This is a genomic window from Sphingobacteriales bacterium (genome assembly GCA_016706405.1).
GTDB lineage: Bacteria > Bacteroidota > Bacteroidia > Chitinophagales > UBA2359 > BJ6.
In genome coordinates this window covers 393,604-415,111 of record JADJJT010000002.1, presented here as the reverse complement: position 1 = coordinate 415,111, position 21,508 = coordinate 393,604, and the positions used below count along the sequence as shown (strand labels likewise).

15 protein-coding genes are annotated in these 21,508 nt (G+C 39.3%); 2 read left to right on the top strand and 13 right to left on the bottom strand.

The features are described 5' to 3' along the window. Positions 1-6: 6 nt before the first annotated feature. From gldN to IPI59_07925, 12 genes are all read right to left on the bottom strand, one after another. The gene (gene gldN / locus IPI59_07980; GenBank protein ID MBK7527473.1) at positions 7-924 is read right to left on the bottom strand and encodes a gliding motility protein GldN; all 918 of its coding nucleotides are present in this window, start codon (positions 922-924) and stop codon (positions 7-9) included. A gap of 370 nt (positions 925-1,294) precedes the next feature. Then, entirely contained in the window at positions 1,295-2,866 is a 1,572-nt protein-coding gene (gene gldM, locus IPI59_07975; GenBank protein MBK7527472.1) for a gliding motility protein GldM, read from the bottom strand. 143 nt (positions 2,867-3,009) lie between these two features. After that, positions 3,010-3,828: a gliding motility protein GldL gene (gene gldL / locus IPI59_07970; protein ID MBK7527471.1), complete on the bottom strand. Its 819-nt coding sequence runs from the start codon at positions 3,826-3,828 to the stop codon at positions 3,010-3,012. Between the two features lie 175 nt (positions 3,829-4,003). Continuing rightward, entirely contained in the window at positions 4,004-5,137 is a 1,134-nt protein-coding gene (locus IPI59_07965; protein ID MBK7527470.1) for an SUMF1/EgtB/PvdO family nonheme iron enzyme, read from the bottom strand. Between the two features lie 332 nt (positions 5,138-5,469). After that, positions 5,470-6,414, bottom strand: a complete 945-nt coding sequence (locus tag IPI59_07960) for a type IX secretion system membrane protein PorP/SprF (GenBank protein MBK7527469.1) — start codon at positions 6,412-6,414, stop codon at positions 5,470-5,472. 217 nt (positions 6,415-6,631) lie between these two features. Beyond that, positions 6,632-8,797, bottom strand: coding sequence for a thioredoxin domain-containing protein (locus tag IPI59_07955; GenBank protein MBK7527468.1), 2,166 nt, complete (start codon positions 8,795-8,797; stop codon positions 6,632-6,634). Positions 8,798-8,965: 168 nt separating this feature from the next. After that, entirely contained in the window at positions 8,966-10,456 is a 1,491-nt protein-coding gene (locus IPI59_07950; protein ID MBK7527467.1) for an SUMF1/EgtB/PvdO family nonheme iron enzyme, read from the bottom strand. A gap of 468 nt (positions 10,457-10,924) precedes the next feature. Next, on the bottom strand, positions 10,925-11,110 hold the full coding sequence (locus tag IPI59_07945; protein MBK7527466.1) for a hypothetical protein: 186 nt from the start codon (positions 11,108-11,110) through the stop codon (positions 10,925-10,927). Continuing rightward, a complete protein-coding gene (locus IPI59_07940) occupies positions 11,110-11,565 on the bottom strand; it encodes a polysaccharide deacetylase family protein (protein MBK7527465.1) in 456 nt (151 codons plus the stop codon). Before IPI59_07940 ends, IPI59_07945 begins: the two co-directional genes overlap by 1 nt. A 176-nt stretch (positions 11,566-11,741) precedes the next feature. Next, complete coding sequence (locus IPI59_07935) at positions 11,742-15,341, bottom strand: T9SS type A sorting domain-containing protein (protein MBK7527464.1); 3,600 nt, start codon at positions 15,339-15,341, stop codon at positions 11,742-11,744. Between the two features lie 270 nt (positions 15,342-15,611). Beyond that, complete coding sequence (gene fabF / locus IPI59_07930) at positions 15,612-16,874, bottom strand: beta-ketoacyl-ACP synthase II (GenBank protein ID MBK7527463.1); 1,263 nt, start codon at positions 16,872-16,874, stop codon at positions 15,612-15,614. Between the two features lie 187 nt (positions 16,875-17,061). Then, a complete protein-coding gene (locus tag IPI59_07925) occupies positions 17,062-17,304 on the bottom strand; it encodes an acyl carrier protein (GenBank protein ID MBK7527462.1) in 243 nt (80 codons plus the stop codon). Positions 17,305-17,594: 290 nt separating this feature from the next. Between IPI59_07925 and IPI59_07920 the strand changes: the two genes are divergently transcribed. Beyond that, positions 17,595-18,941 (top strand): hypothetical protein, encoded by a 1,347-nt coding sequence (locus IPI59_07920; GenBank protein ID MBK7527461.1) that lies wholly within the window; start codon positions 17,595-17,597, stop codon positions 18,939-18,941. Here the strand turns inward: IPI59_07920 and IPI59_07915 are convergent. Then, positions 18,938-20,176, bottom strand: coding sequence for an amidohydrolase family protein (locus IPI59_07915; GenBank protein MBK7527460.1), 1,239 nt, complete (start codon positions 20,174-20,176; stop codon positions 18,938-18,940). The genes IPI59_07920 and IPI59_07915 overlap by 4 nt on opposite strands. A 222-nt stretch (positions 20,177-20,398) precedes the next feature. Here IPI59_07915 and IPI59_07910 point away from each other — a divergent pair, with 222 nt between their 5' ends. Then, a complete protein-coding gene (locus IPI59_07910; GenBank protein MBK7527459.1) occupies positions 20,399-20,911 on the top strand; it encodes a gamma carbonic anhydrase family protein in 513 nt (170 codons plus the stop codon). Positions 20,912-21,508 lie beyond the last annotated feature (597 nt).

Genomic DNA, 21,508 nt, shown 5'->3' with positions numbered 1-21,508 from the left:
AGTGGATTAATACGACCATAGGCCGTGCTCTTTCAAAAAGATTTCTTCTTTTACTCGTTCAGACTCTAACAAAGCATCTTTGCCACGTGCATATTCTTCAATCCGGCGGTCGTGTACATTCGATTCTTTCATGATATAGCTGCTAAATAAACGCATTTCCATAATATCATCCCATGTCATTTTTTGGGAATCGTTTTGTACATTAAATGCTTCTTTTTTAATTAAAAATGGGCGCATATCAGGGTAATAAGCCCAAAACATGGCTTGCGTTCCACGGTAATTACCATTTTGGTCAATAACATCACGGATAGGCGCAATAGCTAAAATACGAACAACCATTTCTGATGCTTCCTTGTCAAAAATCCAGTCTTCTTTTAGGCGGAATTTGGTTACTGAAGTCCAGTTAAAATCATTTTTTACAATTTTTTTAATTTCATTTCCGGTTTCAAGATCGTAGGTAGTAATTGTATCTACCGAGCCAAGTTGTTTATCCACTTCAGCCAGAGATAGTTGAGCAGTAAAATTGTCATCCATAAACAGTTTTACTTTATCTGGATTCTGTTTGATAATTTCAAGCAAGACCGAGATAAAAGGCTGAGTAGGAGTTGTAAAGGTTTGGTTTAGTTTTTGGCGAGTATCAATAACGCGCCAAATGCGTTTTTGCCAAAAAACATCGGCCTCACGAATATGGTCGTAAGATAGAAATTGTTTTTGGTCAATCGAAATTTTGTCGTATGCGCCATCGCGCACTAATGGTTTGTTGTTGGCTTCACCTGAATTTTTACCTGTTTCATCAATAATAACTTCTGAAGGGTTACCTTGTTGGCCGCCTCCATCATTACCGTAGCCCTCTTTATTTTGGGCAAATGTTTGTAAACTAAGGCACAACATGCAAACAAAGCCTGCTATGAAAATTCGCATCATGGCGTAAGTGGTTTAATTATTATATTATTAATAAATAAGTTATTCTTTGTAAAATCTGGGGCTAAACTTTATAATTGTTTGGCATTATCCTAAAAAACGGTCTTTGTCAATAATTTATTGTATAAAAGAACCATTTTCTTTGAAAAATATTTTTTTTTGCTAAATCTACTAATTACAAATGTGGTTAGGTTGATAGTAAGTTTGCTTGAAGTTTATCTTATTAGATAAAAAACAGCACGGCATTGGAAACATATTTTTTGTTTGAACAATACCGTGCTGAGCGTTCTTAGTTAGTTGTTGCATCTGAAGAAATTATACGCATAAAAAACATCAAATTAAATCAGTACAACAATTAAAATAAGATTAAAAATTAAATGATTTTAAAAGCAATAGTTGGCAGAGTACGGGTTACCCCATCAGGGCCTTTAGCCTTAATATTATCTATGTAATAAATACTACCTACTTTGGCACGACCAACTAAAGTAGCACAGTTACCCGAAAATGCCGCACCTCCGTTTGAACAAGTTTGTAGGTCTTGTCCACGTTCTGAAAGTGTCATTTCAAAACCTAATACACTAAATTTGGCATCAAATACAAAGTCGGCAAGGTCTGCACGCACACCAGGCTGAGCTTTCCATTCGCCGGTACCCATAGCACCACCCGCTTTGGCACCTACTTTAGGTGTGGGGTCGGGGATACGTTTTACCCTGAATTTTTTAGTGCCTGTAACCGGAGAGCCATCTTTAGCTTTTGCGCTTACGCTTACGCTTGCATCACCTGGGTTTGTTACACGTACGGTATAGGCACCTTTTCCAGATGCTTTATTAATTGTGCCACCTGTCATAGAAACATTAGTGTCATCTTCACGAATACCGGTCATAGAAGCCGAAACGGGGTTATCTACACCAATATAAAATACATTCATGGCATCGGCAGATACAACGGCAACGTGGTCGGGGCGGCTAAACACTTGATAATCAAGGTTATATGGTATATTTTTAACATTACCATAACCATCTTTTACCGAAATACTACCCTGTAAGCTTTTTTTACCAATATCTGTGGCTGGTGCTTTATAGGTTGCAATACCATCTACAACGGGCAAGGCACGACCATTAGCAACAATACTTGGGTTGGCCTTCGAACTGGTAGCAGCTACGTATATATCGGCCTCAAAAGTTTCACCCTGCAATAGTGAGGTGCCTGTTTTAGGCACAACGGCAGCCTTTAACACATCAAAAATTTCAATTTTTTCGCCAACGTGGCTAAACAAGCGGTCAATAACCATTGCTTCAGACGATATGGCGTTATTTTTAAATTGATTAATAAGTGTTAAAGCGGGTAGAACTGGTACTTGGTTAAAATTATAAGTAGCCCAGTCTTTTTTCTCCGAGCCTGCTGGAGGGTCGGGGGTTACAAGCGGTATATTGTCTTCTAAGAATTTAACATCGGCTTCTACAGCTTTAGCATCAGCAGCAGGGTTACTAAGTAGTTCTTTTACTAAGTCAATATATTTTTGGCGTGCGCCATCAATTTTTTGTTCTAATTCATAGGCTTTGCCCGGTTGACCGCCTTCACCTTCTACCAAAATACGGGTTGGGCCGTCCTGGTCATCTAATTTAGCCAACCCACCGTAGTCTTTATCTCCGGTTTCGGCATCAACACCACTTGCTTGTATAAGGTCGTTTCGTAAGTTGTCAATATATGTTACAAACTCATCTGTAATCGGAGCAACTTTTTGGGCTACATCATAGTAGGGTATGCCATTTTTATTTTTTTCAATTTGCTTTTTAAACGATTCCATGGTAATGGCAGTTTTACCATCTATCGCTGTATTTGAGTTATTAATGCCTCTATCTACAATTTTAAAGGCATTTAAAATTTCAGCAGAAACGTTCATGGCCAACATGGCAATTAACACCAAATACATAATGTTAATCATCTGCTGCCTAGGTTCCTTTGGGATTGACATGGATAATTCCTCCTTTTTAAAGTTTAAGGTTAAGAATAAATGTTGATTAAGGAATCCGCACACACACTATTAGTCCGGATAAAATAATAACCTTTCATTTATTATCAGGTTAATTATTTTGCGGGTGTGTTAGCAGCATTTGCGCCCATCGCCATAGCGGTAAGCATGTTTCCGTACACATTGTTTAAAGCACCTAAATTGCGGTTCAATACGGTTAAGTTTTCACGGTATTTTTTGGTATCGTCAACTGACTCGTTTAAGTTTTCAATAGCCGAAGTAAGGTTATTGTAAAACTTGTTCATTGCTTTTAGGTGGTTATTAGTGTCTTGCAACTCTAATTCGTAAACAGCATTTAAGGCAGCTAAGTTTTTCGATACTAATTGTACTTGTGTTTGGTATTTTTTAGTGTCTTCAGCGGCCACGGCCAAGTCGTTGGCAACGTTAGCAGCACTTGTGTACGAGGCTGAAACTTTTGACAACGCATCAGAAGCAGCTTTAGCATTTTTAGTAAAATCGGCAGTTACACCAGCAGTGCCAGTAACCTCGCCTAATTGGCCTAAATTATCGGTAAGCGATGTTAAATGAGTGCCAAGACGTTTGATTAAATTGTCGTTTACGCCAGCCTGGTCAAGGGCTTTGTCTAATTTCATGGTGTTATTGCCGGTAGTGCCGCTATCAATTAAGGGGCTAACTTTGGCATTTACATTGTCTAGACCTGGGTATAATTTTTCCCAGTAGTAATCTTTGTGAGGAGGAATGATGGCTTGAAGAAAGAAAATCGAAGCCTCGAATAACATCGCGTAAATCAATATTTCATTTGCATTCTTCCAGTGCATAATTTTAAATAGTGCACCAATGATAATGAAACCCGCGCCTACACCAATAAAAAGGTTTTTAAAATACTTAAACCAATTGGAATGTAAAATGGACATAGCTGTTGGATGGTTTGAAAGTGATTAACTATTAATTAATTTTGTTTGTTTTTTAAATTAGCGGCTAAAGTTACGCATAATAAATGGTTGGACAAGTAACTATTTGTGTTTAGCGCGCTATTTATGTAAATTTTGTAAAAAAATATTTTCTAAAGACTACGTTTGGAGCTAAATTTTAAAAAAAGACCTCATAAGGAGTTGATTTGTGCAACCTTATAAGGTCTTTTTTTTTTACCTCTTTTTGCTTATAGCATCCGGATGAAATGATTTTAACATCGTAGCGAATATCTGAGTTCATGTCATGTGAAAATGAGTTGGCATTTTCGTAAAAAGCGGTCGAAGTCCACTCAGCTACGTTACCTGCCATATTGTACAAGCCAAAGCCGTTGGGGTGGTAAGAGTCGGCGCGCACGGTGTAAAAACCACCATCCTCGGGGTAATTACCGCGTCCAGGTTTAAAGTTGGCTAACAAGCAACCTTGGCTATTGCGCAGATATGGACCTCCCCATGGATATGGTGCATTTTCTAAGCCACCACGAGCGGCATATTCCCATTCATCTTCAAAGGGCAAACGAAATTCTTCACCCATTGTTTCTTTGTTTTCCATTTTGTAGTCATTCCATAGTTTTGAACGCCATGCACAAAATGCGTTTGCCTGGTTCCAATTCACGCCTACTACGGGATAATCATCGAAGGCTGGATGCCAAAAATAGTTCCGTGTCATTGGTTCGTTGTATGAGTACGAGAAATCATGCACCCATACTAAGGTATCCGGATAAATACTTACTTTTTCACTTTTGATGTACGAGCCACGTGCGTTATTGTCGCGGTTTACTTTTTGAGCAGCCGATTTCCAGTCGTACCATTCACGTTCGTAAATAAGCTGGCGCACATCTAACTCTTTTTTGCCCCAAAACTCATCGTCGCCTTGGTAAAACATATCGGCAAGGCTACCACCACTGGCAGTTGCGCCTTCACCACCGCCATCACCACCTTCAGCAGGGGCAGCACCTTCAGCACCACCGCCGCCGCCACCACCGCTTATAGCAGTAGGCGACCAATCAAGCTCGTAGCTCCAGTCAATAATTTCGCCGCTACCATCTTCAGTAGGTTTAACGTGGCCAAGTTTTTTGTGTGCAATTGAGTCGCGAACGTAATAAACAAACTGTCTGTACTCGTTATTGGTAATTTCAGTTTCGTCCATATAAAATCCTTGTATAGACTTGGACTGGCTGCGCTGAATAAGCGCGTTGTTAATGTCTTGGTCACTGGGGCCTGAATGGAATGTACCCGAATGAATATATACCATACCAAAAGGATTGATATGATCCCACTTAGGGCGTTCAGAAACACCGGTAAGTTGGCCGTTGCCTTTACCAGTTGAAGAACTTTTGCCGCATCCCGCTGTACCTATTAAAGCCAGCATAAAGACTACACAAAAAATGAGTTCTTTTTTCATGTGAAATTATGTTTTAAAATTGTATTTGTTTATATTTTGATTTTTTTCTAAAAAAACGTGTAAAGATACGGTTTTTAATATCTTGAATTATACTTTTTCAAAAAAACTATCCGGATTTTATTAATTTTTATTCCCTACACGTCTTTTTCTATCTTAATAAATTATTTTTTATGCTATTTCGTTTATAAAAACCGTGGATTATATAAAGTTTTGCCCTTGGCCGATTTAAATAATAAAGGTTTTTGGTATTTAATACCCAACTCGTGCGAGCCTGAAGAAGTATTGCGCAACCCCGACAAGGTAATGTCGTATGTATAACCAACAGATAATTTTTTATTTAACAAAATACCTCCGTATAATAAAAAAGCATCAATACTGTTGGGGTTATAGCCTCGAAATCCTATTCCTATCTGATAGATTTCTGAAAATGCAGCTATCAACAAAGCCTCGGTTTGTAATACTTTAAAATTGGTTTTCACTACTGCGTTAGGATGTAAGGTTATTATATTGGTAAGCCAAAACTCTGTGCCTACATTAAAGGTAGTGTGAAGTTGATTTTTAAGCAATAAGTTACCGTTTTCAAAATTGAATCTTGTTTTAGTAGCTATTGCCCTTTCTGTAGTCAAACCTGCATACCATTTTTGGTTATTCCAATATACACCAGCACCTACTTCAAAAGCAACTGCGTTAGTAGTAATGGCGGGTAAAATGGGGTCAATATGGTCTATACTTCCAGAATAGTTTCCATCGGGTGTAATAAGTTCGTCTCCATTTAAGCCAACCTGCATAATACCACCAGCAATACCAAAAGCCAACCGTTGCTTATTCTGAAGTTTTTTTGCATAAGCGTAGCGCAGCTGAAAATTAGTGCTGCGCAAAGCCCCTGCGTTATCATTGCTAAGCAGTAAACCACCGTAGCTGCTAATTCCGGGCAAGGGCATATTGGCCATAACAGTTTGCGAGAACGGCCAACCCGAAATACCTGTCCATTGTCCTCTCAACAAACCCTCTAAACTTATTGCATGGGCATTACTTACGGCTGCTGGGTTAAACAATGCCGGGCGTAAAGCCATTTGCGAGTATTGTGGCACTTGTTGCGCCTTTATTATCAAATTTGCAAAGAACAAATAAAGTACCAGTAGGCACTTGAAAAACAAGAAACGAATGTGTAGTTGCATGTTTAACACTGTTTAAACGATGATAGTATTTGTTTATTGTGCTTTTTTACAAAAATTTTAAAAATTTTAAAAAAGTAATGGTTTGCAACTTTTTCGTTTGTTCAAAATGGGAATTCTTTGGTTTCAAAAATAACGTCAAATATAAGTGCTGCAAACTGTACATGGGCTATAAAGAATAATTAATTTGTTTTTTAAACGCATAAATGTCGGCTACTGGCATTTGACAAGCATAATTATGGCAAACATAAATATGTGTTTCTTCCGGATGATACCTGCCATCTAATAAAGGCCAATTTTGGGTTTCTGTTATTTTTCCGGATTTTTTTAGCTTGCTTTCAGGTGAGTTGTTAATTCTTGTTTCTTCATCTTTGTATTGACTATTGTTTACCATCATTATTTTATTAGGTAAATATAAAGTATTTATTTCGGCTGCAAGCGTTAATGCGTTGGGGCCCGAGACTACAATTTCAAAGATTGTGGTTGTGTGTTGCAATAAAACTGTTGCCCATTGCCCAAAACTGGCAGGATGTTCTATAATCGCCGCCTCTACTGCTTGCACCATTTGCAACGATTGTTGGCGCCAACTGATGTTTCCGGTAAAAAAACTCATCCGGAGTAAATTGAGTGCCATGGTGCTGTTTCCCGAGGGTGTTGCGCCATCATATATTTCTTTTTTGCGCAATACAGCATCGGTTTGGTATATTGGAGTATAAAAAAGCAGGGGACTACCTGTATTTTGGTCGGCAAAATTTTGCAAAACATGTTCGGTTAGTGCTTTAGCATTTTCAAGTAATTCAATATCAAATAATACCTGGTAGGCATCTATTAAGGCGGCAATTAGCAAGGCGTAGTCGTCTAAAAAAGCGCAATATGCTGCTTGTCCTTTGGTATAAACATGATATAACTGCCATTGGTTAATCGGCTGTTTTTTAAAAACCTGCAATACAAAGGCGATTTGCCGCTGCAACTGTTTATGGTAGTAGTTGTTATTGGTGGCAGCCGCCAAGGCAGCAGTTGCCGATATGGCTAAAGCATTCCATGCTAATATTATTTTATCGTCTAATGCCGGATGCGCTCTTTGCGCTCGGTGTAACCATAATTGTTGGTTACATTGTTTAATTAACGTTTGCAAATGCGTTTGCGTTGTTTGTGTTTGTTTTGCTAATTGTTCCCATGATTGGGTAAGGTGTAAAATATTTGTACCCTCCCAGTTGCCTTGTTTAGTAATATTATAACATTGGCAATAAATTTGAGCCTTGTCTTGACCTAAAATAGCTTCAATTTCATTTTTTTGCCAAACATAAAATTTGCCCTCCTGCCCTTCTGAGTCGGCATCAATCGATGCAAAAAATGCTGCATTTTCAGTGCCGCCCAAATCGCGCTGCATAAAAGAAAAGGTTTGTTCGGCAACTTGTAGCATTAATTCATTTTTTGTAATTAAATAGTCTTGAATTAGTACATTTATTAATAGTGCATTGTCGTACAGCATTTTTTCGAAGTGCGGTACAATCCAATATTTATCAACGGCATAGCGGGCAAAACCACCTCCTAAATGGTCGCAAATGCCGCCACTGCTCATAGCTTGCAACGAAAAGCTTGCATGTTGCAAAAGTGACTCTCTTAGTGTAGTCATATAATAAAGTTGCAACCAATTAATAGCCATGGTGCTTGGGAACTTAGGCGCCGAACCAAAACCGCCTGCTTGGGTATCGAATTGACGCGCAATATTTGCAGCTATTTTTTGGTTGGTTTGGGCATTTTTTACTTCGTTATTGTATTCATAATGGGCTGATGATGGTAAATTATTGGCCTCATTGCTATTAATTTTTAAAGCGGTATCGGTAGTAATATGTGCGGCAATTTGGTTGGCTTGTTGCAAAACTACTTCGTTTTGGTTTTGCCAGGCGTTGTGCATGTGAAGCAGCACACTTGGCCAGTCGGGCTTGCCCCAGCGGGGAGTAGGAGGGAAATAAGTTCCGCCATAAAAGGGCAGGCCTTGCGGCGTAGCAAAGCAGTTAAGTGGCCAGCCTCCGGAGCCAGTTATTGCTTGCACAGCATCCATATATATTTGGTCGAGGTCGGGGCGTTCTTCGCGGTCAATTTTTATACAAACAAAATATTCGTTCATAATGGCTGCAATTTGTTCATTTTCAAAGCACTCGCGCTCCATTACGTGGCACCAATGGCAGGCAGCGTAGCCAATACTTATCAGCAATGGTTTGTTAGTTTGTTGCGCCACTTCTAATGCTTCGTCGCCCCACGCATACCAATTGACAGGGTTATGGGCATGTTGCAATAAGTAGGGACTCGTTTGGTTGGCAAGGCGGTTCATATATGTTTGCTGAAATTGTTTTAGAAATTTGGTATTAGTTTATTTGTAGATAGTTGGATTAGTTTCTAATTAGAATATTTTCAAATAAAAAGCCCTGCAAACATTAAGAACGCTTACAGGGCTATAATTAATTAAACAAAAAAACAAGTTTTCAATTACAAGCTATGCTTATAATTTAGCTTTTTTAACTTTTGGTGCTTTAATTTTTTTACCATCAGGGCTACCCACTCTAATCATAGCGCAGCGGAAACCAAGGTGAGCACCGCTTTTATCTTCATCCATATAACGGCGGGTTCCGGGTGTCATAAAGTAAGCGGGGTCTTTCCACGAGCCGCCTTTGTACACGCGCGATTTATCGGTAATTAAAGTACTTGCAGTATCATATAAGGCAGTTGATTCATTGTCGCCATCGCGGTAATTAATAGCATTAGCCTTGCGAATATTGTCGCGTTTGCCCAATTCGTCATCGGTAAGTTCGCGGTATTTAATACGACCTAAACTATCTTTAGGAGCAACTTTACCTTCTTCGTCTTTTTCTTTAACTGTGAAGATATTACCACGGAAGGGGTTAAAGTCTCCGGCATCTTGGCTTGTCATTGGACGATAAACGTCTAAACACCATTCGCTAACATTACCTGCCATATTATAAAGGCCAAAATCGTTTGGTACATAGCTAATAACAGGTGCAGTAATTTCGGCATTATCGTTTAACGCGCCGGCAATACCCATGTAGTCACCTTCGCCGCGTTTAAAGTTAGCCATCATGTCGCCGTGCCATTTGCCATGTTTGCCATAGCGCACACCGCTACCTACCCATGGATACATTTTGCGGTCGGTATAACGCTCTTCGTCTTTGCCTTCGGCAATTTGGGCTAAGGCTGCATATTCCCATTCAGCTTCGGTTGGCAGGCGGTAGTCGGGCAATAAAATACCATCGTCAAAACGCACCCGGCGGGTTTCGCTTTCGGCGTTAGGGCTTAGGTTTTTCATTCCTTTCTTTTCAATGGGTTCGTATTGGCCTAACAAGTAGGCTTCGGTATTAAAGTGGTCGGCACCTGATTGTTCGGGGCTAAAATCAATAATGCCCTCTTTAATCAACTCCGATTCGTTTACCCTGTCTGAGCGCCATTTACAGTACTCGCGGGCTTGAAGCCAGGTAACACCCACCACGGGGTAGTCATTATACGCGGGGTGCTGAAAATAATATTCAACGTAGGGTTCGTTGTAGGTAAGTTCGTCTAACCAGCAAAGGGTGTCGGGTTTGGCTTTTTCAACCATTTCAGGAAACGATGCTCCAAAGGTTTTGTTTAGCCAAAAAATGTACTCGCGGTAGTGAACATTGGCAACTTCAGTTTCGTCCATATAAAAAGAAGATACGGTAACCCTGCGTGGAATACTGTGGTACTCAAACATAAGGTCTTGCTCGGTATTACCCATCACAAAAGTACCGCCCGGTACGAGTATTAAACCCGGACCGTTTTTTTGTTCTTTTTTCTCGGCTACTTCAAAGCCGCCCCATTTGGGGTCGTTGTAATTCCACCCGGTAGCAGATGAGGTTTGCTTGCTTCCGCCGCCACCTTTTTTGCTGCACGATGTGTATGAAACTGCCAAACTTAACATAAGCATTAGCAGAAAAGTACTTTTCAAAACGTGTTTCATCCCTAATTAGGTATTTAATTTTGGTGTTTAATTTATTTATGAAAAAATGCCAATAATTTTAATGGCAATACAATTCTTTTTTTTCTTTGTAATTAGAACTTAAAGTTAAAAACGGTCAAAATCTCCGGATAAAAGCCTAAAACAAGTAATTTTAACAGGTAATTTTGTATAATTTAGTTTAAGCCGGCAAATATAAGCCTTTCTCTAACAAGTTTTACTATCTTGATAAAATTTCGTTTAGTTGCCTACCCGACATTTTTGCGTTTAACACCATCATAAGCATTAATTGAACCTTACTTTATGTGTTTTCACCTTATTTAACGCGATTGTTTTTTATTTATTGTGTGAGATTAAAAATTTTTTGATTTTTCCGGATAGTATTTATTTTTCCGGATAAATGAATAATAGGCAAAATTTACTTCTTTTATTCAAGCATACAATAAAGGTATAGAGTCAAACAGATAGAACTCAATATAAGGCCTCGAACAAATAATCATCAGCGTAATTATTTAATATTAGTTTTAGCAGTGGCAATACTTGTTGTTGGCTTTGGGCATTATCGTGAAGGGTAATAATAGCGCCCGGTTTTATATATGGTATTAATCTGTTAAAAAGTGTTTGAGGGTGCTGGTTGGGTAAAAAATCGCCGGGCATTACATGCCATAAAACTGTTTTTTGTGCGGATTACCTTTTTTTGCGAGCCAACTTATTATTTGTGGGGTAATGCGCCCAAAAGGTGGGCGATGCAAATTGGTAGTAAAAATATTGTTACATCGTGCAATATCGGCTAAATACGCCTTAGGGTTTAACCACAGCCACTGCTGGTGCTGGTAGCTATGATTGCCTACCGCGTGGTCATTTTTAACTACCTCATTAAAAACATCTTGAAATTGCTCGACTTGCCGGCCTATACAAAAAAAAGTGGCTTTAGCTTGGTATTGCGCTAAAATACTTAATATCTGTGGCGTTACGTTTGGATTAGGGCCATCGTCAAAAGTTAAATACAGTGGTGGCTTTACACTGTTTGACGGTACCTTGCCCGTAAAAATGGCTTTAGGCAAAACATAGTTTCGAAGCCATTGCGGTGGACTCAGCCAAAACTGCCGCATAAATGTATTAAATATTATTTATGAATTTTCTTTTACAATATCCGGATATTAAAAGAAGATAATACATCAAAAAAGAGATCAAATATATTAGAGTTCATAGCTGATAAAACAATTACATCCTCTAATATATTTGTATCTTTAGGTGTCAATTTTTCAATGCTGGTCAAAAGAAGGTCTTACCTATTTACTATAATCGTTTGGCGCAGGGTTTGGGTTTGTGTGGTAATTTGTACATAGTACATGCCGGCAACATTAGGCAACTGCAAAGGTTGAACAAATATTGTTTGTGCGGGCAGGTTATTTTGGTGTAAAACACGGCCTTGTACATCAAAAACTTGTATTGTGCCTTCTTGTGGGGTGGTTTGGGTAATGGTAGCTACGCTAAGGCCTTGTGTGGGGTTAGGATTTAAGTTAAGCATCAATCCACCTTGCTGACTAATTGCGTTGTTAATTCCGGTAGTATTTTTACATTCGATATTATTAAACTCTTCGCCCATTGTATAACCAATGGTAAACCAATGCCTTATTTCGGCACCAAAATCGGGGTCAAAGCCGGCCTGCGGTGCCGAGCCGGGTGTGGGTTTAAAATAAACATAATCTTGCGCTTGAGGGTCTTTAAGTTTAAACCATCCATTGCCCTCGCTTGAGGCAGCCCACCACGAAAGCCCATTTTCGCCGCTATCGGCTACATATAATTCGTAGCAACCGTTATCGAGGGTAAGTTTTTCGGTATAGGTTTTATTATTGGTTAGGCTGGCTTTTTCGTACACCACTTCAGCTTTATCATTGGTTACAGTAATAAAGTTTTGTGAGGCGGCACTATTGGTTTTAAAATTTAACGACATGCCAGTTTCGTAACGCGGTGGCAAACTAAAGGGCGAATAAATTTTATTGTTAAGTGTATCTTCGTCAATACCATAATTTGGTTCGAATACTTTAGCCCAAAATACCGGTTTATCCGGATTTAAATTTGTCCAGTTCAACAAAGGCAGTTCAACGTCAGTTTCTTCGTAGGGTTTAAGGGTGCCTTCCCAACGATGCCAACACGGAAAAGTAACAGCAAAGCCGTTGTCATCTTTTTCAACGCCATATTCGATGAGTGCCGAAGTAAGTGTTTCGGAGCCGTTGTTGCGTATGCGAATTAGTGGGTTGCCGCAGGTTGGATTTTTACGCTTATAATAATCTTTATTGCTGGGTTTAATTATATCTACCATTGCCACATCGAGGGCATGGTTGGCTTGTTCGTAGCTTATTAGCTGCACCGTTTGATGATAATTTCCAAAAGGGGCTAAGCTTGCTTTTTGTATGCGGTAGTCAATTTTTACGGTTTCTCCTGGAGTTACAAAGGGGGTAAGCTCCCAGTTATAATCGGGCACAATATCGCCGGGGCACCAGCCGCCGCGGTCGTAAACCCAAGTTCCGCCCTGCGGATAAATGGGGTTGGTGGCACAAAGCCGCCATACATCCCATTTAAATTTTTGCGAGTCGTTAATATCTATATAATGAGATTTTTTACAAAATTCGGCGCAGTTTTCGTTGTTATTGCCAAAACCATGCCCCGATGTACGGGTTTTTATCCGGAATTGTTTAGCTTGAGCTGACAAAGGGATATTAACAGGCTGCATTTGTTTGTCTTCTATCATAGCGCCATAATCGTAGCTTCCCTGATATAGATTTTTAATACCTACTACTTTGCGAGCTGGTTTACCTTTAATGAAAATGAATTTTAGGTCAAGTAGTTCCTGTCCATTTCCGGCGGTTAAATAGACTTGGTCTCTAAGCAATGGTGCGTAATCTGTCACATCGGTTTCCCATAAAAAGCCATCGCCCAAATCGAGTTGAATGCCATAGGGGGTAATTTGTCGGCCTATTTCAAAGGTTACAACGGGGCTATAGTAAACGCCATCTTTGCGTACAAGGGTAGCTTCGGCGGGAATGGCAACCGAGTCGAGTTTGTTTCCAAAATTATCGTAATTATACGTGTAGCCCGATGGCCATGCGTAAAAGGTTTGGGTGGGTTTATTGGGGTGCTTGGGGTCATTGTCTAAAATAATGGCGTTAGTAGTTTCATTTTCGTACAATGTTACCATAACCGGGTCCACTTCTGAGCCCTCAGCATAAGCTAAATCTTGCCCTACATCTGATAAAAACTGGCCCATACCCAATTGAATTTGAGGCCGCCAATTGGTTAAATTCACGTTGGCATATAGTTGCGTAGGGTGCAAACTGCGCCATTGTGGGTATCCAATTAAAGTAGCATCATTTTTATTACCCGAAGCATCTGTAGCTGTAAGCCCTGTGGTTTCGTTAAAAGGATAATAAACTTGTAAATTTGCTGCAAATGGATGGTTTGCATCTAAGCTGTGGTACATATAGTTGGCAATAGTTGTTTGGTCAAGGGCTTTGTTCCAAATTGCAAACTCGTTAATTCGGCCATTATAAGGGCCTTTATAGGTAATTGCTGCCCCCATTTGAAACTTAGTAATGCCCTCCATGGTTAATTTTTTATTAGTGCCGCTATGCCACAAGGTGCCATTAAGGTAAATTTCCATTTTGCCGGTAGCTGTATTTTTTACAAAAGCCCAATGGTTCCATTGTCCTTCGTAGTTTTGAGTACTGGCATTTTTTTCTATCCGGTCGTAGCCGCCGTTGTTGTCGCTGCCGGCATCCCAATAAATATTGCCATTGCTCCACGGAGCGTGTATATTTAAAACACGCTGTCCTTTATTATTAATGCCCTCAAATATCGAGGCATCTTGGGGTTGAGATTTAGGGTCGCCGTAGGCCCAAAAAGCTATGGTAATTTCGTCTTTAATATCGTTTAAGGCATTATCCGGAAGTAGCAATTTGTCGCTGCCACCGCCAAACTCTATACAACCATCTTTGCCTAAAACTACGGCGGCACTATTAAAATCGGTCATTAGGTCGCCATAAAATTGGGTATAGGGGTCGGTATCGTTGTTGCGATAGGCAAACTCAATAATTAAGTTCGAGGTGCCATCCCAGTCAAATGGGGTTGTAAATTGTAGTTTGTTCCATCCGGATATTAACATGGTATTTCGTCTATAAACTTCTGTAAAGCCTGCGGCATCTTCTAATTGATTACTGTTTAAGTCGCTGGCTGTTGTTTGTTTAATGCGTATAACCAAGGGGGTAACTGGCAGTGTTTTATTGCCTGTTTCAAGCAATAATTCTAAAATTTGCCCGGCGGTAAGTCCGGCGTTTGTAAGTTCGTAAGCCTGCCATAAGGTTTGAAAGCGCACATCGCCAATTGCCATAGTATCTGTTTGGCTGTTTGTGCCAATTTTGGCCGATGCGGTTACGGTATTATTATCAGTTGCAATATAGTTTTGCCACTCGTAAATATTAGTATATTGCGTTTTTGTGGTGTACGCAAACGAGTCGGGGGTTGCGTTATTGACGGTAAAATTTACTTGTGTGCGGCGTGTGCTGTCAAACTTGCCAGTCGAGTCAATAAGGTTTGTCCAAGTAAGGTAGTCCCATTCTCCACAATCATTGTCATCGGCTTCGGTTTTGGGGTCGCATTTAATATGGTGCTGCATAATTACCCGCTCGTAGTCTTGGGCAGGCGGAAAGGCAAACGAGCCTTTGTAGGCGCTTGTGTTATAGCCTTTTCCGGGGGGGCTTGGCATATCCCATGTAAAGGTTTGCACTTCAATGGTATCGCCTTTTTCAATAATTTGAGCCTGAATAGTTGCTTGGTTCAAGCCTAAAAAACATAAAACAAAACAAAAAACAAGTAATAAAGTACGCATATAATTGACGCTTTTATTTAAAAATAGGAAAACAGTAACTTAAAGTAAATAATACTTAGCGGACAAATTTACAACAATTTTGATTTAAAGCAGAAATTCATCAGCAGTATTTGATGTTTTAAGCGTGAAATAAAATAAAAAATCCGGAAATAGCTATCCGGATTAGTTGTTAAATTGCGATATGGGTAATCTGATGCAATGCCCGCAACTCTTCGTGTTTTTAAATCAAACACAGAGGGAAATAAAAAGCATTAATATTTCACTATTAGTTTAACGCAATTTACTAAAAATTACCGAGGCATTATGGCCTCCAAAACCAAACGTATTGCTAAGTGCTATATCTACTTTGCGTTGTTGTGCTTTGTTAAAAGTAAGGTTTAAGCGTGTATCGAAGGCGGGGTCGTCATCAAAATGATTAATAGTGGGCGGTACAAGGTCGTATTTTGTGGCTAACACACAGGCTACGGCCTCAATGGCACCGGCGGCGCCCAATAAATGGCCGGTCATGGATTTGGTTGAACTTATATTAAGTTTAAAGGCATGTTCGCCAAACAATTCCATTATTGCTTTGGCTTCGGCTATATCTCCTAAGGGTGTTGAGGTGCCGTGGACGTTGATATAATCAATATCGGTTAAAGCAAGTTGGGCATCGTCAAGGGCGGCTTGCATTACCAATTTTGCACCTAAACCTTCGGGGTGTGGGGCGGTCATGTGGTAAGCGTCTGCACTCATACCTCCGCCTCTTATTTCGGCATAAATTGTTGCCCCACGCGATAATGCGTGTTCGTACTCTTCTAAAATTAATGCGCCGGCGCCTTCGCCCAATACAAAGCCATCGCGGTTTACATCGAATGGGCGCGAAGCGGTGCTTGGGTCGTCGTTGCGTTCTGAGAGGGCGTTCATGCCGCTAAATCCGCCTAATCCGGCTTCGGTAACGGCGGCCTCTGATCCACCAACAACAAAGGCAGTTGCTTTGCCCAATCTAATATAGTTAAAAGCATCAATAAGGCCATTTGTACTAGAGGCACATGCCGAAACGACCGAAAAATTTGGGCCTCGAAATCCATGTTTTATTGAGATATGCCCTGCGGCAATATCTAAAATCATTTTTGGTACAAAAAACGGGTTGTATTTGTAGTGAGGGTTTCCTTTGCCGCGCAGGGCATAGTCGGCTACCTGTTCTTGAAAAGTATAGATACCACCAATACCCGAGCACCAAATAACGCCCACACGATTTTTATCAATACTGCCATCTGTATTAAGGTTGGCATCGGCAATAGCCTGGTCGGCGCAAGCTAAGGCGTAGTGGGCAAAGGGGTCTAAGCGCCGTATTTCTTTGCGGTCAATAAAATTTTCGGCATTAAATCCTTTTAGTTCGCAGGCAAATTTGGTTCTAAAATTCGAGGCATCGAATTTAGTAATAGTAGCCGCACCGCTTACGCCATTTTTCAAACCTTGCCAATACTCCTCAAAAGTATTACCAATGGGGGTAATAGCGCCCAAGCCTGTAACAACAACTCGTTTAAGGTGCATCATAGTAGGGAATTACAATAATATAGTAAATTATTTTTATATATCTGAATAGAATACAAACAAGCCAAACGCGCTACAAAACTATTATTTATAGGTCAAAAAAATTGGCAAGGCGTTTGGCTTTGTATAATTGATAAGATTCGTTTTTTATTCTTTCTATTGTTTGAGTTAAAAAACGACAAGAAAATTAAGCAGCTTCTGCATTGGCATTTATATAGGCAATGGCATCGCCTACGGTAGTTATTTTTTCAGCATCGGCATCGGGAATTGTAATTTGAAATTCTTTTTCAAATTCCATAATTAGTTCAACGGTATCGAGCGAGTCGGCACCTAAATCGGTAGCAAAGCTTGCGGCATCAACTACTGCATCAATATCGACCCCTAATTGTTGAACGATGATGCTTTTTACTTTATCAGTATGATTTGACATGGTAATACTTATGTTTTTTTTTAAAATTGGTTTGTAATTATTGAATGAATATTTGAGGGCAAAGGTAGGAAATTTAATTTAGATGCAAAAAACCAATTTTGGTCTATATGCAACCTACTAAGCAATTTGTGGCGTAAATTTGGGGTAATTCTTTATTTTTTACCTAACGCAACGATAAATTGTTGGTTGTTTTACTTCTTTAGTATCCAATTTTGAACCTAAAGTCAGCGATAAATTGTAATTTTTTCCTAATTGGCATCATGCTTTTTTATAGCATTTGCCTATATGTTTTGGCGTACCATACCCACAGAAGCAATTTTGGGCAGTTAATAGTTTTAAACTCCGGATTATTTTTTTGTTATTTTACCACCTCTCACTATCTTCTTATACCGAACAAAATTAATGCAATAAGTTGGCAATCAATATTTTGGGGTGGTGTTTTACTGCGTTTATTAATTATACCTGCCAACCCAGCCCTTAGCGACGATTATTATCGTTTTATTTGGGATGGCCTTTTAACACTGTCAAACGAAAGCCCTTTGGCGCACACCCCTCAAACATGGGTAAATATTATTTGGCCTCAACAAGGTGTAATCATTCCAACGGCATGGCCGCCCGATTTGTTCGACAAATTAAACTCACCAAACTATTTTACAATTTACCCTCCTGTTTGCCAGCTATTGTTTTTGCCAGCCGCTTTTTTAGTAAAACAAACAGGCAGTATATATATAGGTTGCATTGCTTTAAAAGTATCAATTTTTGTTTTTGAGGTTGCTACCCTCTATTTAATGCCTAAATTATTACAGCGTTTGCAGTTGCCTGCTCAAAACATGATATGGTATGCACTAAACCCGTTGGTAATAATAGAGTTAGTAGGCAATATTCATTTTGAGGCAGTTATGATTTTAGGAATTGTAGGCATATTGTATTTTTTGACGGCCATTAATCCAAAACAGTTATTTGGTCGGCAGGTTATGGCAGTATCCGGATTTTTTGCGCTTGCTATTGGTGCAAAATTGTTGCCACTTGTATTAGCTCCGGCACTCCTAAAAAGACTCGGAATAAAAACAACAATCATTTTAGTTGGCTTATCGTTGGTTTTGGTAGGATTGGCCATGTTGCTTTTTGCCCCCTTGCCGTTATGGAAAAACTTATTACAAAGCGCAAATTTGTATTACCAAAAGTTTGAGTTTAATGCCAGTATTTATTACCTGCTCAGGCAAATTGGTTTTTGGTGGTACGGTTATAATACAATTGCTTTTTTAGGAAAAGCCTTAGCTGTATTGGCAATAGCCGGAATATTTTTTATATGCTGGTTAGAGAAAAAATTAAGCTGGCGGCATTTATCCGGAGTTTGGTTGGCTATTTTAGCATGGTATCATTTTTTACAGCCCGTTGTTCATCCTTGGTATATTACGCCTATGGTGGCATTGTCGGCCTGCACATTTAGCGGCGGCGGCATTCGTTGGCCTTTAATATGGAGTGCAACTGCCATGCTAAGTTATTATGCTTACAGCCAAAATGGTGTAGTCGAAAACATGGGTATTATTGCACTTGAATACGGTTTGGTTTTTGCCGCTTTTTGCTTTGATTTATGGCAATCGAGACAAAATAACAAAGGACGTGTTTCGTTTTAAACTAAATCAACACTTTGGGCGGAGCTTGCAGCTGTTAAAGCTAACTGCCCGTTGGGGTGTTGGCAAATTGGGTATATTTGGCATAGTCCGGGGGTTTTACCCACCTCAAAACTGCCATAACGATGCGACAGTTTTAACGCTTTTGCGCCATTGGCAGTAGCCCAGATTAACAAGCTCTCTAAAGGAATATCCGGATAATATTTGGTTATTGTTTTAAGTTCGCTCAAAATACAAAGCTCGTAGTTCGAGGCTAAACTATCTGTACCAACACAAATAACAGCATTTTGGGCTATAAAATTGGGGTAATTTGGCAGCAACCCTTCAATATATAAATTGGCGTTAGGGCAGGTACACCAAAAAGAATTGCTCGTATGGGCGTGGGCCGCCTTAATGTCGGCGGCAGAGGTGGTGGTGTTATGCACCCATAAAACAGAAGTGTTTTTAGGAATGTATTGTAACATAAACCTAATCGAACTAATTTTGGGTGGGGTAAAATACTGCAAAATATCAGTACCTAAATTGGCATATAAATCGGAAAAAGAACCTGTGCCTTGTAAATAAAGTTCATTTTCGGCGGCGCACTCTTGGTTATGGACAGTAGTTACAAAATCCGGATTATTTTGAGCGTTAAATTGAATAATCTCAGTCAATAAGTTGCCTGTAATGGTATAGGGTGCGTGGGGTGCTAACGATGCTGGTAAATGTAAATTTTGTGCCTGACGATACAAGTCAATTCCATGGTTTATGGCTGCTTTTGTACGTTGCTCTAAATTTGCGCCAAAAGGCGTAAGCAATTCAATAAAAGTATGGTAGGCAATGGCCGTTTTAGATTTAAGTAAAAAGGTTTCTGGGCCGTTGCTAATATCACCAACGGCTACAATACCGCGCTCGTGCATGTATTGGTTGGCGGTTTGGGCTGCGGTAATCTGAGCATCGGGGTTGGTTTGTCTGTTTTTGGTTATTTGAAGCAAAAAATTGGGTAGCCCTGTTCCGGGTGGTATAACCCCTTTTAAATGAGATAATTCAAGGTGGCAATGGGCATTAATAAATCCGGGTGTTAAAACGCCGTTTATTTTCCGGATAAAAATATTGGTGCTGCCAACATTATCCATACTCTCAAGTTCATTTATAGCTGTAATTTTAATAACCTCGCCAAGCTCGGTTGTCCATAATGCTTTTTGTGGTGCTAATTGGCCGTTGGGTAACAATAAAAAATCGGGGCAAAAAACGAACATATTATAAAATTAATAAGCTAATATTGAAAAATAATAATATAGCAGTATAGAAACTTGCATAACATCATAGTGCTTAAAACAAGTTCACCGAGAAATAAGTTTTGTCTATAAAAATAGTAAAAGTGTTTGATAGTTGGCTTGTTTATTGATATTGCTTAATATTGCGCCAAATTTATCATTAGTTATTAATTGCTTGTTCCTTAATCAATAAACTTAGTAAATATGCCTATTATTAAGCCTGTATGTGGCAAACACCCCCAGTTTGGGGACAATTGTTTTTTAGCTGAAAATGCCACTGTGGTTGGCGATGTAACCATGGGCGACGAGTGTAGCGTGTGGTTCAATGCGGTTATTCGTGGCGATGTGCATTTTATTAAAATTGGCAACAAAGTTAATATTCAAGATGGTGCTATCATACACTGTACTTACCAGTATGCGCCTACCCAAATTGGCAACAACGTTTCTATTGGGCATGGCGCTATAGTGCATGGCTGTACCATTGAAGATAACGTATTAATTGGTATGGGTGCTATTGTAATGGATAATGCACACGTAAAATCGAACAGTATCATAGCGGCAGGGGCTATTGTTTTGCAAAATTCAATAATCGAGTCGGGGGGTATTTATGCAGGTGTACCGGCCAAAAAAATTAAAGAAATCAGTGAAGCTCAGTTTGCCGAACTTATTGAACGCATTGCAAACAACTATGTTATGTATGCCGGTTGGTATCAATAGTCATTTTTGTAGCACATTTTATTTTAGGGCAACTCATTTTTTCCGGATAAGCTTAAAAAACCTACAATTTTAATCCGGAAATAGAAGTCGTTTAAGAATTAAACCATATAATTAACCACATAGACACATAGAAGTCGTATAAGCTTTAAAAGGTGTGGCAGTTTTAAACACTTGATACTAAAAACAATTGAGATAAAAACAGGCTGCAAAAAATGTAAAACCGATTTATTGACGACATAGTCTTGCAACAACTTCAAAAGTACATAGTTACAAACTAGTTCAACAACTAATTTTTAAACAACTTATAATTAATCTCAGATAAATTATAACTTACCAGTAATTAGTAATTCAAGTAAATATCGCTTTTAATAAAATGGGGCTCAACGGGTAAAGTATTGGGTAAATTATACCAGCATAATAAAATAAAAAAAGAAGTGGCGTGCAATGCAATCGCCACTTCCCATAGATAATACCCCAAAATGCTATTTATTTTGCAAATACAATTTAAATAATAAAAAGTAGGGCGTAATAAATAGACGCACAAAAATACTACTTTTTTTTAAAGAAAATTATAAATATGTTGGTCTGTTAGTAAAA